The sequence below is a fragment of the Rhodanobacter lycopersici genome, assembly GCF_040812335.1.
GTDB classification, from domain to species: Bacteria; Pseudomonadota; Gammaproteobacteria; order Xanthomonadales; family Rhodanobacteraceae; genus Rhodanobacter_A; species Rhodanobacter_A lycopersici.
The window spans coordinates 199207-217223 of record NZ_JBFOHK010000005.1 but is presented as its reverse complement, the minus strand read 5'-3'; the positions used below and the strand labels follow the sequence as shown (position 1 = coordinate 217223).

Below are 18017 nucleotides of genomic sequence, written 5' to 3'. Positions count from 1 at the left end.
AGGATTATGTAGTACAAATGACATCCATGGCCGCAAAGCGCGGCCGCGGCAGGGAGAACGGCATGGTGAAACCCGTCGTGGTGCGCAACCTGCATGGCCAGGTGGTGCAGGAACTGGGCCGGCTGATCGTCGGCGGCGAGATCGCGCCAGGCGAAAACCTGCCGCGCGAGGAACTGCTGGCCGAACGCATGAAGGTGAGCCGCACCGCCTTGCGCGAGGCGATGAAGGTGCTGTCCGCCAAGGGCCTGATCGAGTCGCGCCAGAAGACCGGTACCCGCGTGCGCGACACCCTCCACTGGAACCAGCTCGACGCCGACGTGCTGGCCTGGCGCTGCGCTTCCATGCCCACCGACGACTTCGTCGAGAAGCTGGCGGAGATGCGCGAGATCATCGAGCCCGCCGCCGCCGCCGCCGCCGCGCGCCGGCGCGACCCGGAGCAGCTCGCCCGCATCGAGGCCGCCTACGAGGCGATGGCCGCGGCGAAGGATCGCGAGGAATGGTCCGTGGCGGACCTGGCCTTCCACGAGGCGGTGCTGCACGCCACCCACAACGAACTGATGGTCTCGCTGTTCTCGGTGGTCGAGACGGCGCTGGGCAGCTACCTCGAGCTGTCCGCGCGCAAGGCCATCGATTTCAAGTACTCGCTGCCGCACCACAAGAAGGTGCTGGACGCGATCCGCCGCCGCCAGCCTGAAGTGGCGCGCGAGGCGATGCAGAAGACGGTGGCCGACTCGCGCAGCAACATCCGTCGCCATGCCAAGAGCCGGTCGGCTCCCAAAGCATGAGCGGGCTGGTCGCACTCGACTGGGGCACCAGCAGCCTGCGCGCGTTCCGTTTCGACGGCACGGGCCGGCTCGAGGAAACGCGAGCGCGCCCCTGGGGCATCCGCCAGTTGCCGGAAGGCGGCTACGAGGCCGCGCTGGCCGGCATCACCGAAGGCTGGCCCGCACTGCCGCGCCTGGCCTGCGGCATGGTGGGCAGCCGCAACGGCTGGCGCGAGATGCCTTACCTCGACCTTCCCGCGAACGCCGCACAACTCGGTGGCGCGCTCGGGATCGTGCGCGCCGCCGATGGCATGGACGTCCATCTGGTCCCCGGCCTGCGCGACCCGCGCGGCCCCGACGTGATGCGTGGCGAGGAAACCCAGCTGGTCGGCGCGCTGGCGCTGCACCCGGAGCTGGCCGCAGCTTCCACTTTCATCCTGCCCGGTACGCACAGCAAGTGGGCCGTGGTGCGTGATGACGCAGCAACCGGCTTCCGCACCCTCATGACCGGCGAGCTGTTCGCGGTGCTGCGGCAGCATTCCATCCTCGGCGCCACCGGTGCCGAGGCCGCAGACGATGCGGAGGCCTTCGCGCGTGGCGTTGCTGCCGCACGCGACAGCGGTGCCGCCGGTGCGCCCAGCCGCCTGTTCTCCACGCGCGCGCTGATGCTGGACGGAGCGCTGGCGCCCGCGTCCGTACCCGACTATCTCTCCGGCCTGCTGGTCGGCGAGGAGTTCCGTGCCGCGCTGGCCGACGGCCTTGCCCGCCGCGGCACGCCGATGCAGCTGATCGGCGAAGCCGCCTTGTGCGAACGCTATCGCCGCGCCGCCGCGCTGTTCGACATCGAGCTGCCACCGCCCATCCCCGATGCCGCTGCGCACGGCTTGTGGCAACTGGCGGCGCAGGCCGACCTGATCCATTCCAGGAAACTCCACGCATGCTGACGCCGTGGCTCCAACCCTTGCCGCTGGTGGCGATACTGCGCGGCCTCACGCCCGGCGAGGCGGTGGCCACCGGCCGCGCCATCGTCGAAGCCGGCTTCCGCGTGCTGGAAGTGCCGCTCAACTCGCCGCAGCCCTTCGACAGCATCGCCCTGCTCGCCGAGGCGCTGGGCAAGGATGTTCTCGTCGGCGCGGGTACAGTGATGACGCCGGCCCAGGTCGAAGCCGTGGCGAACGCCGGCGGCCGCCTGATCGTGATGCCGCACGCCGACACCGTGGTGATCCGCGCCGCCAAGGCCGCCGGCCTGCTGTGCGTGCCCGGCGTGGCCACGCCCACCGAAGCCTTCGCCGCACTCGCCGCCGGCGCCGACGGCCTGAAGCTGTTCCCCGCCGAGCAATCTTCGCCGGCCGTGCTCAAGGCCTGGCGCGCGGTGTTGCCGCGCGAAGTGCCGGTGCTGCCGGTGGGCGGCATCGCAGCCGGCAACATGGCGCCGTGGGTCGCCGCGGGCGCTGCCGGTTTCGGCATCGGCTCGGCGCTGTTCGCCCCGGGCCGCACCCTCGACGACACCGCACAACGCGCCCGCGCTTTCGCGCAGGCGTGGCATTCCCTGGAAACAAGAGCCTGCTTATGACATCCAAGCACCCCGCGTTGTCATCGGGTGGCCGTCAGGTGGTAGTGCGTGGCGCAGGCCTGACTGGCTGTCAGGCCAAGTCGCGCGCTGCCGCATGGCGGCCACCCGATGACAACCCTTCGGGCCGGTTCTGTTTGCCCGCATCCCTGCGTCATCACTCAGTCGTGGACCGACGTCCACTCCCTCGTTCTTCCTTGGTCTGCGCGCAAACGGAATCCGGCGCGAGGTACTTGGATGCCATAAGCAGGCTCTCAGCATGAAGATCACCAAGCTCACCGTCTACAAGGTGCCGCCGCGCTGGCTGTTCCTGCGCATCGACACCGACGCCGGCATCAGCGGCTGGGGCGAGCCGGTGGTGGAAGGCCGCGCGCATACCGTGGCCGCCGCCGTGGAGGAACTCGCCGACTACCTGGTCGGCAAGGATCCGCGCCACATCGAGGACCATTGGAGCGTGCTCTACCGCGGCGGCTTCTACCGCGGCGGCCCGGTGCTGATGAGCGCGATCGCCGGCATCGACCAGGCACTGTGGGACATCAAGGGCAAGGATCTCGGCAAGCCGGTGCACGAGCTGCTCGGCGGCCCGGTGCGCGAGCGCATCCGCGTGTACTCGTGGATCGGCGGCGATCGTCCCGCCGATACGGCCAAGGCGGCACAGGAGGCGGTGGCGCGCGGCTTCACCGCGGTGAAGATGAATGCCACCGAGGAAATGCAGTACGTCGACACCTACGACAAGGTCGAGCGCGTGCTGGAAAACGTGCAGGCGATCCGCGACGCGGTGGGCCCGCACATCGGCATCGGCGTGGACTTCCATGGCCGCGTGCACAAGCCGATGGCCAAGGTGCTGATGCGCGAACTGGCGCCGTTCAAGCTGATGTTCATCGAGGAGCCGGTGCTCTCCGAATACCTGGAGTGCATCCCCGAACTCGCCGCGATCTCGCCCGCGCCGATCGCGCTGGGCGAGCGGCTGTACTCGCGCTACGACTTCAAGCGCGTGCTGCAGACCGGTGGCGTGGACATCATCCAGCCCGATCCCTCGCACGCCGGCGGCATCACCGAGACGCGCAAGATCGCCGCGATGGCCGAGGCCTACGACGTGGCGCTGGCGCTGCACTGCCCGCTCGGCCCGATCGCGCTGGCCGCGAACCTGCAGCTGGACGCGGTGTGCCACAACGCCTTCATCCAGGAACAGAGCCTGGGCATCCACTACAACGCCGGCAACGACCTGCTCGACTACATCACCGACCGCAACGTGTTCGCCTACGCCGACGGCTACGTGGGCATGCCGAAGGGCCCGGGCCTGGGCATCGAGGTGAACGAGGCCTATGTCGCCGAGCGCGCCAAGGTGGGCCACCAGTGGCACAACCCGGTCTGGCGCCACGCCGACGGCAGCGTGGCGGAGTGGTGAGCGCGATGGCCGATATCTACGCCAGCTATCCCAGCCTGCGCGGGCGCAGCGTGCTGATCACCGGCGGCGCCACCGGCATCGGCGCCGCCTTCGTCGGCCACTTCGCGCGGCAGGGCGCGAAGGTGGTCTTTCTCGACGTGGACGAAACCGGCGCAAAGTCGCTGCTTGAAACACTGGAAGGCGTGGCGCATGCACCGCTGTTCCTGCGCTGCGACCTCACCGATCTCGACGCGCTGCACGCCGCCATCGCCACCGCGCGCGGGCACCTCGGCTCCATCGCGGTGCTGGTCAACAACGCCGCCAACGACGCGCGCCACGCGCTGGCCGACGTGGACGCCACCGCGTTCGAGCGCAACGTGGCGGTGAACCTGCGCCACCAGGTGTTCGCCACGCAGGCGGTGATCCCCGACATGCAACGGCTCGGCGGCGGCTCGATCATCTGCCTCGGCTCCACCGGCTGGATGAAGAAGAACGCCGGCTATCCGCTGTACGCGATGGCCAAGGCCGCGGTGCACGGCTTCGTCAACGGCATGGCGCGCGAACTGGGCCAGCAGCACATCCGCATCAACGCGCTGGTGCCCGGCTGGGTGATCACCGAAAAGCAGCGCGCGCTGTGGCTGGATGCCGAGGGCGAGGCCGAGATCGCACGCGTGCAGTGCCTGCCCGGCTACCTGATGGCCGAGGACCTGGCACGCATGGCGCTGTTCCTCGCCGCCGACGACAGCCGCATGTGCACCGGGCAGGATTTCATCGTGGACGGCGGCTGGGTATGAAGAGCCTGCCGTCCGCTCCCATGCAGGCCATCGTGGAAGCGGGCAACGTGCTGGGCGAGGGCATCGTCTGGTGCGAACGCGCGCAGGTGCTGTACTGGACCGATATCCACGCTTCGACCCTCTGGCGCTACACACCCTCCAGTGGCGAGACGAAGCAGTGGCGGCTGCCCGAACGCCTCGCCTCCTTCGCGCTGTGCGAGGCGGATGGCTGGCTGCTGCTGGCGCTGGCCTCGCGGCTGGCGTTCTTCCGCCTTGCCGACGGCGCGCTGCGCACACTGCACGAAGTGGAGCCCGGGTTGCCCACGCGCTGCAACGACGGCGCCTGCGACCGCCAGGGCCGCTTCGTGTTCGGCACCTTGCATGAACCCACCGACGGCGGCCCAAAGCAGCCCATCGGCGGCTTCTGGCGCTTGAATGCCGACCTCACGCTGGAAAAGCTGCCGCTGGAAGGCGTGGCGATCAGCAACAGCCTCGCCTTCAGCTCCGACGGCGGCACGCTGTACTACTGCGACTCGCTGACGCGCACGATCCGCTGCTGCGACTACGGCGACACAGCCGGACCCACGCGCCAGTTCGCCGACCTGCGCGATACGCGGGGCGAGCCGGACGGCTCCTGCGTGGATGCCGACGGTGGGCTGTGGAACGCGCAATGGGGCCTGGGCCGCGTGGTGCGCTACCGCGCCGACGGCAGCATCGACCGCATCGTGCCGGTGCCGGCCAGCCAGCCCACCCGGCCCGCCTTCGGCGGCGCCGCACTGGACACGCTTTACGTCACCAGCGCCCGTGACGGCCTCGACGCTGCCACACTGGCGCGCGAGCCGCTGGCCGGTGCGCTGTTCGCCGCGCACGTCGGGGCGCGCGGACTGCCCGAACCACGTTTTGCCGGCATGCCGCCTGCGGGCGACACTCCATGAATACGGCCGATGCTCATGGAGGGCGCGGAGAAACGCATCGCGGCTGAAGCCGCTCCTACGAGCCGATACGTCGTAGGAGCGGCTTCAGCCGCGAACAAGATGCCGGTTGTCCATCCAGCAACACCGCACGCACGCCATTTCTCGGGGAGAGACTCATGAGCGCTACCACTGCACCACCCGCCGCCACACACGGCAAGGCCACCGCCGTGTTCACCTGCATCCTGGCCGCGCTGGCCGGCTTGATGTTCGGCCTCGACATCGGCGTGATCTCCGGCGCGCAGCAATTCCTGCAGAAGGATTTCGGCATCGGCGACGACACCCTCGGCTGGATCGTCAGCATCATGATGCTGGGCGCCGCGCTGGGCGCGCTGCTGGCGGGCTGGCTATCCAGCCAGCTTGGCCGCAAGCGCACGCTGATCCTCGGCGCCGTGCTGTTCGTCGGCGGCTCGGTGCTGTGCGGCCTGGCCTGGACGCCGCACGTGCTGATCGCGGGCCGCCTCGTTCTGGGCCTGGCGATCGGCCTGGCCAGCTTCACCGCGCCGCTGTACCTGGCCGAGATCGCGCCGGAATCGATCCGCGGAGCGATGATCTCGCTGTACCAGCTGATGATCACCATCGGCATCCTGGTCGCCTTCCTCTCCGATACCGCCTTCAGCTACTCGGGCAACTGGCGCTGGATGCTGGGCGTGATCGCGATCCCCGGCGCGCTGTTCCTGTTCGGCGTGGGCTTCCTGCCGGAAAGCCCGCGCTGGCTGATGATGAAGGACCGCCAGCCCGAGGCAGAGCAGGTGCTGCGCAAGCTGCTCGGCAGCAACGACGCGATCGCCCGCGAGATCGGCGAGATTCGCGAGCAGCTGAAAACACCGCAACGCGGTTGGCATCTCTTCCAGCAGAATCGCAACTTCCGCCGCTCGGTGGGCCTGGGCGTGCTGCTGCAGGTGATGCAGCAGCTCACCGGCATGAACGTGGTGATGTACTACGCGCCGCGCATCTTCCAGGACATGGGCTACGCCACCGAGTCACAGATGTGGTTCACCGCGATAGTGGGCCTGGTCAACGTGCTGGCCACCTTCATCGCGATCGGCCTGGTCGACAAGCTGGGCCGCAAGCCGATCCTGTACATCGGCTTCGTGGTGATGGCGATCGGCCTCGGCGTGGTCGGCACGATGATGCACCTGGGCATCCACGACCACGGCCAGCAGATCTTCACCGTGGTCATGCTGCTGGTCTTCATCGTCGGCTTCGCGATGTCGGCCGGCCCGCTGATCTGGACGCTGTGCTCGGAAATCCAGCCGCTCAAGGGCCGCGACTTCGGCATCGGCTGCTCCACCTTCACCAACTGGGTGGCGAACTGGCTGGTGGGCCTGTCATTCCTGCCGCTGCTCAACGGCATCGGCCAGGCCGAGACGTTCTGGCTGTACGCCGCCTTCAACGTGGTGTTCATCGCGTTCACGATCTGGCTGGTGCCGGAGACCAAGGGCGTCACGCTGGAGCAGATCGAGCGCAAGCTGATGGCGGGCCAGCCGCTGCGGCAAATCGGGCGCTGAGGCGAGGCACACGGCAGCCAACCCCGCCGCGGACGAGCAAGCCGTCCGCGGCGGCGCCGGCAGGGCACGACGAAGCGCAAGCCCCGCAGCAATCGCTGGATGCGCGTCGACGCGGCGCCTAGTGGCCCGCATCTCCGTCCACCGCGAAGCGGTAGACGATGTGATTGTGGTAAGTCTGCCCCGGCGCCAGCCGCGCCGAACCGAAGCCGGGATGGTTGGGCGTGTCCGGGAACATCTGCGGCTCCAGCACGAAGGCATCGCCCTGGCGGTAGATGCGGCCCGACTTGCCCACGCTGGTGCCGTCGAGGAAGTTGCCCGAATAGAACTGCAGGCCGGGCTGCGCGGAGTAGAGCGTCAGCACGCGGCCGCTGTGCGGGTCTTCCACCTTTGCCACCTGGCGCGGCGCGGACGCCCTGGTACGGCTGATCACCCAGTTCATGTCGTAGCCGTGGCCGCGCAGCAGTTGCTGCTCCTTGCCGTCGCGGATGTCACGGCCGATCGGCTTGCCCTGGCGGAAGTCGTAGTCGGTGCCGGCCACGGCGCGGAACTCGCCGGTGGGAATCAGCGTCTCGTCCACCGGCGTGATGCTGTCGCCCGGGATGGTGAGGATGTCGTCGTACACACTGCCCGAGCCTTCGCCGCCCAGGTTCCAGTAGGTGTGATTGCTGAGGTTGACGATGGTGGGCTTGTCGGTGGTGGCGCTGTAGTCGATGTCCAGCTCGTGGCCGGCCTTGAGCGTGTAGGTGGCAGTGGCGGTGAGCGTGCCGGGGTAGCCCTGGTCGCCGTCGGGGCTGACGTAGCGCAGCGTCACACTGGGCTCGGGCGACTGCACCACCTTCACCACCTGCCACACCACCTTGTCGAAGCCCCTGGTGCCGCCGTGCAATGAGTTCGGCCCGTCATTGATGGTGAGCTGGTAGCTCTTGCCGTCCAACGTGAAGCGCCCCTTCGCGATGCGGTTGGCGAAGCGCCCCACCGTGGCGCCGAAGTACTGCGGCTTGGCCAGGTAGTCGTGCAGGTCGGGATAGGCCAGCACCACGTCCGCCAGCCTGCCGCGACGGTCCGGCAGCATGAGCGACTGCAGGCTGGCGCCGAGGCTGATCACGCGGGCGGTGAAGCCGTGGCCGTCGTCCAGCCTCACCACCTCCACCTTGCGCCCGTCAGGCATGGTGCCGAAGGTGGTGCGGCTGGCGTCGGCCGCCACGCACAGCCAGGGTGCGGCCAGCAGCGGCAGGGAGAAGGCGCAGGCGACCAGGTACTTGTTCATCGTGCAGTCTCCGCTTCACGGAATGGCATCCAGAAGACCGGAACATGAACAAACAACAAGGCATTTGGCAAGCTTGCCCGCGCGTACCGTGCTTCCGGCGTGCGCGGGCCGTCAGGGCTGAGGCGACTCCGGTGCGTTGGCATCCATCCGCAACAGCAGCAGGTAGCTCGCCGCCGACCAGCTGAAGTTCTGCGACTGGTAACCGTTGCCGGTCAGCGGATCGTAGTTTTCGCGGAACGTCGCCTGCCCTGCCGCCAGACCCTTCGCATCGAGCACCAGTCGGCGCGCCATCGCGTCGGCTTCCTTCGTGTAACCGTAACGCTGCAGCGCCTCGACGCCGAACAGCGACTGGTCCATCCACACCGGCCCGCGCCAGTAGCCCTTGATCGGCGAGAAGTGCGGGTCGTCCGCGGCCAGCGTGGGGAACGGCATGACGGTGGCGAACTTGTGCGGATCCATCATGGTCTTTTCGACCGCCGCGGCCTGCGCGGGCGTCGCCACGCCGGCCCACAGCGGCGACCAGCCTTCCGAACCGTACACGCGCACGAGATCCGGCTTGCCGAGTTTCGCGTCGAAGAACCAGCCCAGCTTGGCGTCGTACATGCGCGACTGGATCGCGGCCTTCATCGCGTCGGCCTGGGCCTGCCACTGCCGCTGGTCCTGCGGCTTGCCCAGCACGCCGGCGATCTGCGCCAGTTCCGCCGCCTCGCGTTGCAGGTAGGCGTTGAGGTCGACGGATTCCTGGTCCATCGACCACGCGTGCTCGCCGTTCTTGAGCATCTTCGCGCCGTCGAAGCGCACGGCGTTGTCCATGCCGCTTTCCCACGCCGCCGCAATGCGCGTGCCGTCGGTGGAGCCGAATTCGGCGAGGCCGTCGTGGTCGTGGTCGCGGTCGGCGAACCACCAGCGGTGGTAGCGCACCAGCTTGTCGTACATCTCCGCGAGGAAGGCGCGGTCGCCGGTGGCGCGATACACCTGCATCACCGCCCAGGTCGCCAGCGGCGGCTTGCTGTCGCGCCAGTTGTCGCCTGAGCGATCGAGGAACACGCAGTCGGGCACCATGCCGTCGGCGGCCTGGTAATCGAACATCGCGCGGATCTGCGCGCGCGCGAGATCCGGCGCGAACCACGCCAGCGCCGCCGCGTGCTTCCACGAATCCCAGGCCCAGAAGCCGTTGAAGTCGGGGTTGGAATACGAAGGAATCACGCCGTCGTGGCGCAGGTCGCCGCGCGCCGCGCGCCAGTTGCCGATCAGGGTGACGACGGCCTTCGCGGCCACGCGTCGCGCCACGGCGTCAGGCAGGCCGTCGAGATGGCTGGCAGCCACGGATTTCAGGTAAGCCGCCCAGCGCGCGCGATTGGCGTCCCACGCATCGGCGTAATCGATGGCTGGCGGTTCAGCGTGCGCGTCGTGGCGCAGCGTCTGCACCACGTAGAGCGTGACAGGCTTGCCGGCCTCGAGATGCAACGGCTTGTCCAGCACGATGCGGTAAGCGTAGCCCGACACGCTGACGCGATCCGCAGCCAGGCCATCGGCATGCAGCTGCGTGGTGAGCGTGGAAAGCGAGCCGGCAAAGCCTTGCGTCACCGCGGCGCCGTCACTGGCGAGATGGCTGCCCGGCAACGGCATCGCACTCCCGCTGATCGCCAGCTCCACGTCGCGCGTCTTGCTGGCATCCAATTCGATGCGCACCAGCGCGTGCCAGGAATCGGCGAAGAACAGCGTCTGCCGCACGTCCAGGCCATTCGCCGAGAACTCGCGTTCCAGCGCCCCCGGCACGGCATGGCTGGCCACTTCCTTGAGGGCGATATCGTCCTTCCCGTCCGCATCGCGCAGGGCCAGCGCGGCAAAGCGCACGCCCGCCCACTGCCCCATGCCGAGGCTGTGCACGAAGGGACCGGAGAAGCCCGTGCCCGCATCGCCGGCGCGCGGCAGGCTGTAGCCCTGCCACGCCCCCATGTCGAAGAAGATGTTGAAGCTGCGGTCCGCCGCCGTGCGCGGCGTGCCGTGGAAATCGAGCAGGTCCTGGTACTGCGCGGCAGGCTGGCCTGCCTGCGCAGCAAACGCCACGGCCATGGTCGCGGCAAGCAGCAGAGGCTTGATGAGGGATCGCATGGGGTAGCGTCTCCGCTTGAGGTAAAGCGATTACTCCCCTCTCCCACTTGTGGACGCGGGGCAGGGCCATGGATGGCCCTGCCTTGAGGAGCGAGGAAGAGGGGCCGGGGGAGAGGGTACGACTTGCCGCGGGAAAAGCCCCTCTCCCCAGCCCCTCTCCCGCAAGCGGGAGAGGGGCTCAGGCATTCGACGCGACGACCGGGTCAGAACTTGTACTTGACCTGGAAGTTCACCTCGCGGCCCTCGATGGAGCGGGCCAGGATCACGCCGCCTTCGCTGGCGAAGCCGAACAGGCGTGCGTTGCCTTCGGTGATGCCGATCTGGTTGGTCATGTTGGTCCCGCGCAGGCTCAGCATCCACTTCTCGCCGATGTTGGCGTTGGCGCCGAAGCTCAGGTCGTAGTAGCTGCCCATCGGCTGCTGCTGCAACTGGTCGCTGAAGCGGTTGCCGACGTGCTCGTAGGTGACCCAGAACTTCAGGCTGCCCCAGCTGGTCGGCACTTCGTAGGCCGGCGTCACGCGATACTGGATCTCGGGCTGGCGATCCACCGTCATGCCGTTGATGCTGCCGCACTGGTAGCTGCCGTCCTGCGCCTGGTACGTCACGCAGCCCGAGTAACGGTTGTAATGGCCGTGCATGTAGTTGCCGCTGAGCGCCAGCGAGAAGTGCTCGAACGGCTTGAGCATCACCTGCGCGTTGACGCCATTGGTCATCGAGCCGTAGACGAGGCTGACCAGGCCCGTGCTCAGCTGGATCGAGTACGGCACACCGATGAACTGGCGGTGGTACACGCCGATGTCCGCGTAGATCCACGGCGCCTGGTACTTGAAGCCCATCTCGTAGTTGTGGATGTGCTCGGTCGGCGGATTGCCGAGGTTCACGATGTCGTCGAAGCTGGGCAGGAACGCGCCGTTGTTGACGCGGCCGTACACGCTCATGTTGTCGGCCAGCTCGTAGTTGGCGCCCAGCGTCCAGGATGCCGCGCCGCGGTTCTGGCTGTAGTGGGTCCAGCTGTCGACCAGGTACTCGGCCTGGTTGTTGTAGACGGTGAGGGGGTTGGCGTCGAGGTCGCCCGACGCGGTGTTCTGGAAGTTGCCGCCGATGTTGTCGTGCTGCCAGCGCACGCCGCCGTCGAAGCGCCACTTGCCCACCGTCCACTCGTCGGCGAGGTAGAACGCCGTGGTGGTGGCGTGCCAGTGCTCGTTGAACGCCATCCACGATGCCGGGCCGGGAGCCCAGAACAGGCCCTGCTGGTCGGTGAGCTGGTAGACGTTGCCGCCGACGTTGTAGTTCACCGCGATCGGGGTCGGGTTGTTCTTCGCCTGCAACAGCATGTTGAGGCCGTCGTCCTCGGAGTGGTCCTCGCCGTACACCGCGGTGTAGTTGCCGAAGGTCAGCGTGTTGCCGTCGAAGATTTCCTTGCTCAGCTGGAACTCGTTGCTGATCGAGTGGATGCGCTTGTGGATGTACTCCGGGTTCTGCACCGTGACGTTCTGGCCCAGGTCCGCCGGCTGGCCGTTGTTGGTGTAGACCGCGGTGGCGGTGCCGCCGGCAGGCAGGCCGAAGCCTGCGGCGGAACTGGTGATGAAATCACCCAGCGAGGTCGGGTTGGCGCCGGTGCTGTAGAACGCCGTGGTGTCCATGTTGCCGCCGACGAGGAGCGCCTTGTCGGAGAGCGACCAGCCGTTGTCGAAATCCAGGTCGAGGTTGGCGCCGACCACGTGCATGTCGCCGCCCTGGCCGTTGGCCATGTCGATGTTCTGGCCGGTGGGCGTGCAGCCGCTGGTGAAGCACGGCGTGGTCTGCAGGAACTGGTAGCGGTCGGCGTTGCTGCCGAAGGTACCGGTGAGCGGGTTGAAACCCGGATACGGCGTGAACTTGCCCGCCGACGGGTTGTAGATCGGCGTGTCGGTGACCCACTGGTTCTTGTCCTTGAGGTCACGCGCGTAGAACATCAGCGAGCCGTGCTCCAGGTCGTGGCTGAGCGTGGCGGTGAGCTGGCCGCCCTTGTCCGAGGGGAACTGCGGGTCGCGCACGCCGTCGGACTTGCGCCAGAAGCCGCCCACGCTGCCGTACCAGCCGCTGTCGGCGCCGCCGATGGGGAAGCCGTAGAAGCCGTCCAGCCGCTCCATGCCTTCCGAGCCGTAGGTCACGCCGATGTCGCCGCCGGGCGTGGAGGAACCTTCCTTCAGGATGAAGTTGGCGATCAGGCCGGGCTGGCCGTTGCCGTACAGCACCGAGGTGCCGCCCTGTACGGCTTCGACGCGGTCGATGGTGTCGTCGAGGCGGAACATCGCATCGGTGAAGTAATCCCACTTCGGGAACAGCGGCGAGCCGTTCATCTGCAGCGTCACGAAGGGCGCGCCGCTGTCCGACGGGAAGCCGGCCACTTCGATGTTCGCGCCGGTTTCGCCGCCGGAGGATTCCGGATACACGCCGGGCGAGAGCTTCAGCAGGTCGGCCGTGCTGACCGGATTGAGTTCCCTGATCTGCTCGCTGGTCGCCGTGGTGATCGAATAGCTGGCGTCGATCTTGCGGATGCCACCGACCGTGGGCGTGCCCGTGACCACCACCTGGTCCAGCGTCTGCGCGGACTGCGCATCGGGCTTCTTCTGCTTGGTCTTGCTCGTCACGGGCGCAGCCTGGGCCGGCGTGGCCTGGGTTGGCGCGTCCTGGGCCAGTACCGCGCCGGACAGCAGCATGGCGCCGATGGCGGCAGCCAGGGCCTGCCGGTTGATCCGCTTGTGGTTCTTCATGTCGACCTCCCCTACCCGAATGGTTGTTTGCCTAGGTTTCTGTACAGGCGCTTTCTCAAGCGGACCGATCCACCGGGCTTCCGTCGCCTCTTCTGTGTGGCCGGCTTGAGCGCGGAGTCCTGCCTGCCGGCGAATCGTATTACAAAATGTTTATTCATACTACAATATTAAAATAACTATAATCGAAGGCTGCTCGAACGCATCCGGGTCGGATGGCGGGCCGACCGCCGCAGATGCCGGGCCGCAGCATGCGGATGCGAAAACGGGGCCTTGCGGCCCCGTCGGTTTCCGAGCTTGGCCGGGCTGGCTAGCGTCCGCCCAGCACCGCATCGAGCTTTTCCAGGAACTCCCCGGCGTCGCGCCGGCCGAATACCACCGGCGGCTTGATCTTCAGCACGTTGTCGGCCGGCCCTTCGGTGGAGAGCAGCACGTGGCGCGCCTTCATCGCCTCGACCACCTGCCTGGCCTTCACCCGGTCGGGCGTCCTCGCCACGGGGTCGCTCACCAGCTCGGCACCGATGAACAGGCCGCAGCCACGCACGTCGCCGATGCATTCGTGGCGGTGCTGCAGCTCGCGCAGGCCGTCCATCAGCAACCCGCCCACCACGCGCGCGTTTTCCTGCAGGCCTTCCTCGTGGATCACGTCGAGCACGGCCAGCGCGATCGCACACGACACCGGGTTGCCGCCGAAGGTGTTGAAGTACTCCATGCCGGTGACGAAGCTGGCGGCGATTTCCGGCGTGGTGACCACCGCGCCGATGGGGTGGCCGTTGCCGATGGGCTTGCCCACGGTGAGGATGTCCGGCGCCACGCCCTGCCGCTCGAAGGCCCAGAAGTGGTCGCCGGCGCGGCCAAAGCCCACCTGCACTTCGTCCGCGAGGCAGACTCCGCCAGCGGCGCGCACGGTCGCATAGGCCTCGCGCAGATAGCCGTCCGGCAGCACGATCTGGCCGCCGCAGCCAAGCAGGGACTCGCAATAGAACACCGCCGGCTCGAAGCCGCGTTCGCGCAGCCCCGCGATTTCCGCCGGCAGCAGATCGGCGTATTGCCTGCCCGCGATGGATGGGTCGCGGAAAGCCCCCTGGTAGACATCGGGCATATCGACCACGCCCACGTGCACTACCTGCCCCTCGCCGCCCTTGCCGTTGAACTTGTACGGGCTCAACTCGACCATCGACGGCGAATGGCCATGGTAGGCGTGGTCGAGCACCAATGCACCGCGCTTTCCGGTGTGGGCACGCGCCAGGCGCAGCGCGAGGTCGTTCGCCTCGGTGCCCGAATTGGTGAGGAACACCACCGACAACGGCGCCGGCAACGTCGCCACGAGGCGCATCGCGTACTCGACGATGTTGTCGTGCAGGTAGCGCGTGTTGGTGTTGAGCCGCGCCATCTGCGCCTGCCCGGCCGCCACCACGCGCGGATGGCAATGCCCGACGTGGCAGACGTTGTTGACCATGTCGAGGTAGGCCTCGCCGTGCTGGTCGTACAGCCACGCGCCTGCGCCGCGCACGATCTTCAGCGGTTCGCGGTAGGACACGCTGAGCGTGGGATTGAGGTAGCGCTTGCGCAGGTCCAGCAGCTCGGCGTTGCCGCGCTCGGGCACGCCGGCAAGGACGGTTTCGGCGACGGTGCGATCACTCATGGCAGGCTTCCAGGAAGGGGGCGACGATGGCGTTGGGATCGGTGCCGGCAAGCGTGCGCAGCAAGGCGCGCACGCCTTGTTGCGAGACCAGCACGAAAGGGTTGTCCGGCTGTTCGCGGTGCGCGCGCGTGGCCATCAGCACGCTGTGGCAGAGGCGCGCGAGGATGAAGGCGTGCAGCTGTTCCAGCTCCGCCCGTTGCAGCGGGCACAATGCGAGGCAGCCGCGCACGACGGCCTGCGCGCAGGCCACGGGGTCGGCTTCGTGCTGCATGGCATAGGTACAGGCGACGGCGAGCTCGCACAGGCGGAAGCTGGTGCACATGTCGCCGAAATCGATGACCGCGTCGACTTGGCCGCCGCCCTGGCCGTCCAGCGCCACGATCACGTTGAGGTCGTTGGCGTCGTTGTGCAGCACGGCGATCGGCAACTGCGTGCGCCACGCCGGCAGCTTCGCGCAGAACGATTCCACCTGCGCCGCGACGATGGCGCGCAGCGCGGCGTCCTCGACGTGGGCGATCTCGCCGCGCACGTCGGGCAGGTTCATCAGGTTCCAGTCCTGCACGCGGCCGGCGGCCCGGTGCCGGAAACCCGCAAGACCGCGGATCAGCAGGCCCACGGCGCGCCCCAGGCTTTCGTGCAATGCCGGGCGATGATCGGGTAGCACGGCTTCGATGGCCTCGGCATACGTCATGCCCGGCACGAAGCTCAGCAGGCGCACGTGGCGCACGCCGTCCTCCATTCGCAGCGACAGCAGGTGCCCGCCGTCCACGCTGGGCATCACGCGCGGCCATTGCAGCGAGGGCTCGCGCGCGGCCAGCGTCAGCATGGCCTGGTTTTCCAGATCCAGGCCAACATAGGCCCACGACGGATGCGCCACCTTCAGCACATAGTCGCCGCGCTCGCCGCTGATGCGGAAATTCTGGTCGGCATACGAAGGCAGCGCACGCACCTCGCCGCGCACGCGCCAATGCCTGTCGGCCAGTGCCAGCGCAGCTTCCGGGGTCAAGGTGGACACGGGCGGGCAACCTCGTGGTAGAAAGGCATATAGTATTACAAATATACGCCACCTCGGTCCGAGGCAAACCCCATGCTCAAACCCCTGCTCGTCACGCTGCTCGCCGCCGCCGTCGCCACCGCGGCCGTTGCCGCCCCTGCCGATACCGGCAACACGCGACCCGCGCATCTGCAAGGTGCGGCACTGCTGCATCAGCCGGAGCAGATGAGCTTCGGCGTGTACTACTACCCGGAGCAGTGGCCGCAGGCGCAGTGGCAGCGCGACTTCGACGGCATGGCGAAGCTCGGCTTCGAATTCACGCACATGGCCGAGTTCAGCTGGACCTACCTGGAGCCGAAGGAAGGCCAGTACGACTTCAGCTGGCTGGACCACGCCATCGCGCTGGCGCACGCGGCCGGCCTGCGCGTGATCCTCGGCACGCCCTCGGCGGCGGTGCCGAGCTGGATGGGCCAGCGCTACCCGCAGGTCTATCGCGTCGACGAGCACGGCCAGCGCCACGAGCACGGCATCCGTGCCGAAGTGTCGCTGACCGACCCCGTCTACAAGGCCTTCGTGGCGAAGATCGTCACCGCCATGGCCGAACACTACGGCCACGATCCGCGCGTCTGGGGCTGGCAGATCGACAACGAGCCCAGTGCCTTCCCCGACTTCAGCGACAGCGCGCGCAAGGCCTTCCAGGACTGGTTGCGCAGGAAGTACGGCACCATCGACGCCATGAACAAGGTGTGGGCCGGCTCGTTCTGGAGCACCCGCTACGGCAGCTTCGACGAAGTGCTGCTGCCGAATGCCACGCTGGCCGGCGAGGACAAGCTTAGCCCGCACGCACTGCTCGACCTGGCCCGCTTCCGTGCCGACACCCAGGCGCAATTCCTCGACGCGCAGGCCGCGATCATCCACAAGTACGCCGGCAAGCGGCAATGGGTGACCACCGACTACACCAACGTCAGCACCGACACCGATCCGCGCCGCACGCGCGACCTCGACTTCCCCACCTTCACGCTCTACCCGGTGGCCGGCACCAACGTGCTGGGCGGCGACAGCTACGCCATCGGCAAGCCGGCGAACCTGATGGAGGCCGCGGCGTATTTCCGTCCCATCAACGGCACCTTCGGCGTGATGGAACTGCAGCCGGGCCAGGTGAACTGGGCCGCGATCAATCCGCAGCCCATGCCCGGCGCCATCCGCATGTGGATGTGGCACGCCTTCGCCGCCGGTGCCTCCCTGCTCGCCACCTACCGCTACCGCCACCCGCTGCGTGGCAGCGAGATGTACCACGAGGGCATCGTGGGCACCGACGGCGTGACGCTCTCGCGCACCGGGCGCGAGTTCACCGACACCATCCGCGACATCAAGGCATTCGAGGCCCGACTCGATCCGCACGCGAAACTTCCCGCACGCCTCGCCGCGCGCTACACCGGCTACCTGTGGAGCCAGGACGTGTTCTGGGACCTGGAGATCCAGCCGCAGACCACGCTGTGGCACAGCTGGGCCTACCGCAACGGTTACACGCTGGCGGTACAGACCACCGGCGCGCCGATGGACTTCATTTCCGAGCAGGACGACTTCGACCGCTACCCCTTCCTCATCGCGCCGGCCTACCAGATGGTGAGTCCCGCGCTGGTGGCGAAGTGGAAACGCTACGTGGAACAGGGCGGCCACCTGATCCTCACCAGCCGCACCGGGCAGAAGAACGCGCTGGGCCACTTCCCCGAGGGGCCGTGGTACGCCCCGATCCTCGACCTGATCGGCGACGACGTGGACGGCTTCGACATGCTGCCGCCCAATACCGATGGCAAGGGGGCCGACGGCATAGTGAAGGCCGACGGCAAGACCTGGACGTGGCACCGCTGGGCCGACATCCTCTCGCCCCGCCCCGGCACCCAGGTACTCGCCACCTATGCCAACCACTATTACGCCGGCAAGGCCGCCGCCACCACGCGCAAGCTGGGCAAGGGCACCGTCACCATGATCGGCGTGTCCACCGACGATGGCGAACTGGAGCGCGCGCTCGTGCGCAGCGTCTACCAGCGCGCAGGCGTGGCCATCGAGGACCTGCCCACCGGCGTGTTCCACGACTGGCGCGGCGGCTACGACTTCATGGTGAGCTACAACCCCGAGCCATTCACCTTCCAGTTGGCGCCGACCGCAAAGCTCGTGCACGGTACGACGCCGCTGGCGCCGGCCGGCGTGCTGGTCTGGAAGGACGAGCCGAAATAGGCGGGTCCGCAGGCGCGGCGTAGGAGCGG

Annotated in this window: 13 protein-coding genes; 8 read left to right on the top strand and 5 right to left on the bottom strand. The window is 67.9% G+C overall.

Annotated elements, in window-relative coordinates; all coding sequences use genetic code 11:
• The first annotated feature begins 62 nt into the window (after positions 1-62).
• The 7 genes from ABQJ54_RS17005 (at position 63) to ABQJ54_RS16975 (ending at position 6976) form a co-directional block, all read left to right on the top strand.
• Positions 63-785, top strand: a complete 723-nt coding sequence (locus tag ABQJ54_RS17005) for a FadR/GntR family transcriptional regulator (protein ID WP_367855514.1) — start codon at positions 63-65, stop codon at positions 783-785.
• Complete coding sequence (locus ABQJ54_RS17000; RefSeq protein ID WP_367855513.1) at positions 782-1708, top strand: 2-dehydro-3-deoxygalactonokinase; 927 nt, start codon at positions 782-784, stop codon at positions 1706-1708. The genes ABQJ54_RS17005 and ABQJ54_RS17000 overlap by 4 nt, the downstream gene beginning before the upstream one ends.
• Complete coding sequence (locus ABQJ54_RS16995; RefSeq protein ID WP_367855512.1) at positions 1702-2337, top strand: 2-dehydro-3-deoxy-6-phosphogalactonate aldolase; 636 nt, start codon at positions 1702-1704, stop codon at positions 2335-2337. The genes ABQJ54_RS17000 and ABQJ54_RS16995 overlap by 7 nt, the downstream gene beginning before the upstream one ends.
• Before the next feature lie 256 nt (positions 2338-2593).
• Positions 2594-3742: a galactonate dehydratase gene (gene dgoD / locus ABQJ54_RS16990; protein ID WP_367855511.1), complete on the top strand. Its 1149-nt coding sequence runs from the start codon at positions 2594-2596 to the stop codon at positions 3740-3742.
• 5 nt (positions 3743-3747) lie between these two features.
• Positions 3748-4515 carry an SDR family NAD(P)-dependent oxidoreductase gene (locus tag ABQJ54_RS16985; protein ID WP_367855510.1) on the top strand — a complete coding sequence of 256 codons (768 nt, stop codon included), beginning with the start codon at positions 3748-3750 and terminating at the stop codon, positions 4513-4515.
• Positions 4512-5429 carry an SMP-30/gluconolactonase/LRE family protein gene (locus tag ABQJ54_RS16980; protein WP_367855509.1) on the top strand — a complete coding sequence of 306 codons (918 nt, stop codon included), beginning with the start codon at positions 4512-4514 and terminating at the stop codon, positions 5427-5429. Before ABQJ54_RS16985 ends, ABQJ54_RS16980 begins: the two co-directional genes overlap by 4 nt.
• 155 nt (positions 5430-5584) lie before the next feature.
• The gene (locus tag ABQJ54_RS16975; protein ID WP_367855508.1) at positions 5585-6976 is read left to right on the top strand and encodes a sugar porter family MFS transporter; all 1392 of its coding nucleotides are present in this window, start codon (positions 5585-5587) and stop codon (positions 6974-6976) included.
• Positions 6977-7094: 118 nt separating this feature from the next.
• Here ABQJ54_RS16975 and ABQJ54_RS16970 read toward each other — a convergent pair whose 3' ends face one another.
• From ABQJ54_RS16970 to ABQJ54_RS16950, 5 genes are all read right to left on the bottom strand, one after another.
• Positions 7095-8243, bottom strand: coding sequence for an aldose epimerase family protein (locus tag ABQJ54_RS16970; protein WP_367855507.1), 1149 nt, complete (start codon positions 8241-8243; stop codon positions 7095-7097).
• Positions 8244-8354: 111 nt separating this feature from the next.
• Positions 8355-10358 (bottom strand): MGH1-like glycoside hydrolase domain-containing protein, encoded by a 2004-nt coding sequence (locus ABQJ54_RS16965; protein WP_367855506.1) that lies wholly within the window; start codon positions 10356-10358, stop codon positions 8355-8357.
• Between the two features lie 203 nt (positions 10359-10561).
• Complete coding sequence (locus ABQJ54_RS16960; protein WP_367855505.1) at positions 10562-13114, bottom strand: TonB-dependent receptor; 2553 nt, start codon at positions 13112-13114, stop codon at positions 10562-10564.
• A gap of 307 nt (positions 13115-13421) precedes the next feature.
• Positions 13422-14756: an aminotransferase class III-fold pyridoxal phosphate-dependent enzyme gene (locus ABQJ54_RS16955; RefSeq protein ID WP_367855504.1), complete on the bottom strand. Its 1335-nt coding sequence runs from the start codon at positions 14754-14756 to the stop codon at positions 13422-13424.
• Positions 14749-15771 carry a phosphotransferase gene (locus tag ABQJ54_RS16950; protein ID WP_367855503.1) on the bottom strand — a complete coding sequence of 341 codons (1023 nt, stop codon included), beginning with the start codon at positions 15769-15771 and terminating at the stop codon, positions 14749-14751. The genes ABQJ54_RS16955 and ABQJ54_RS16950 overlap by 8 nt, the downstream gene beginning before the upstream one ends.
• Before the next feature lie 72 nt (positions 15772-15843).
• Between ABQJ54_RS16950 and ABQJ54_RS16945 the strand changes: the two genes are divergently transcribed.
• The gene (locus ABQJ54_RS16945; RefSeq protein WP_367855502.1) at positions 15844-17988 is read left to right on the top strand and encodes a beta-galactosidase; all 2145 of its coding nucleotides are present in this window, start codon (positions 15844-15846) and stop codon (positions 17986-17988) included.
• Positions 17989-18017: the final 29 nt, after the last annotated feature.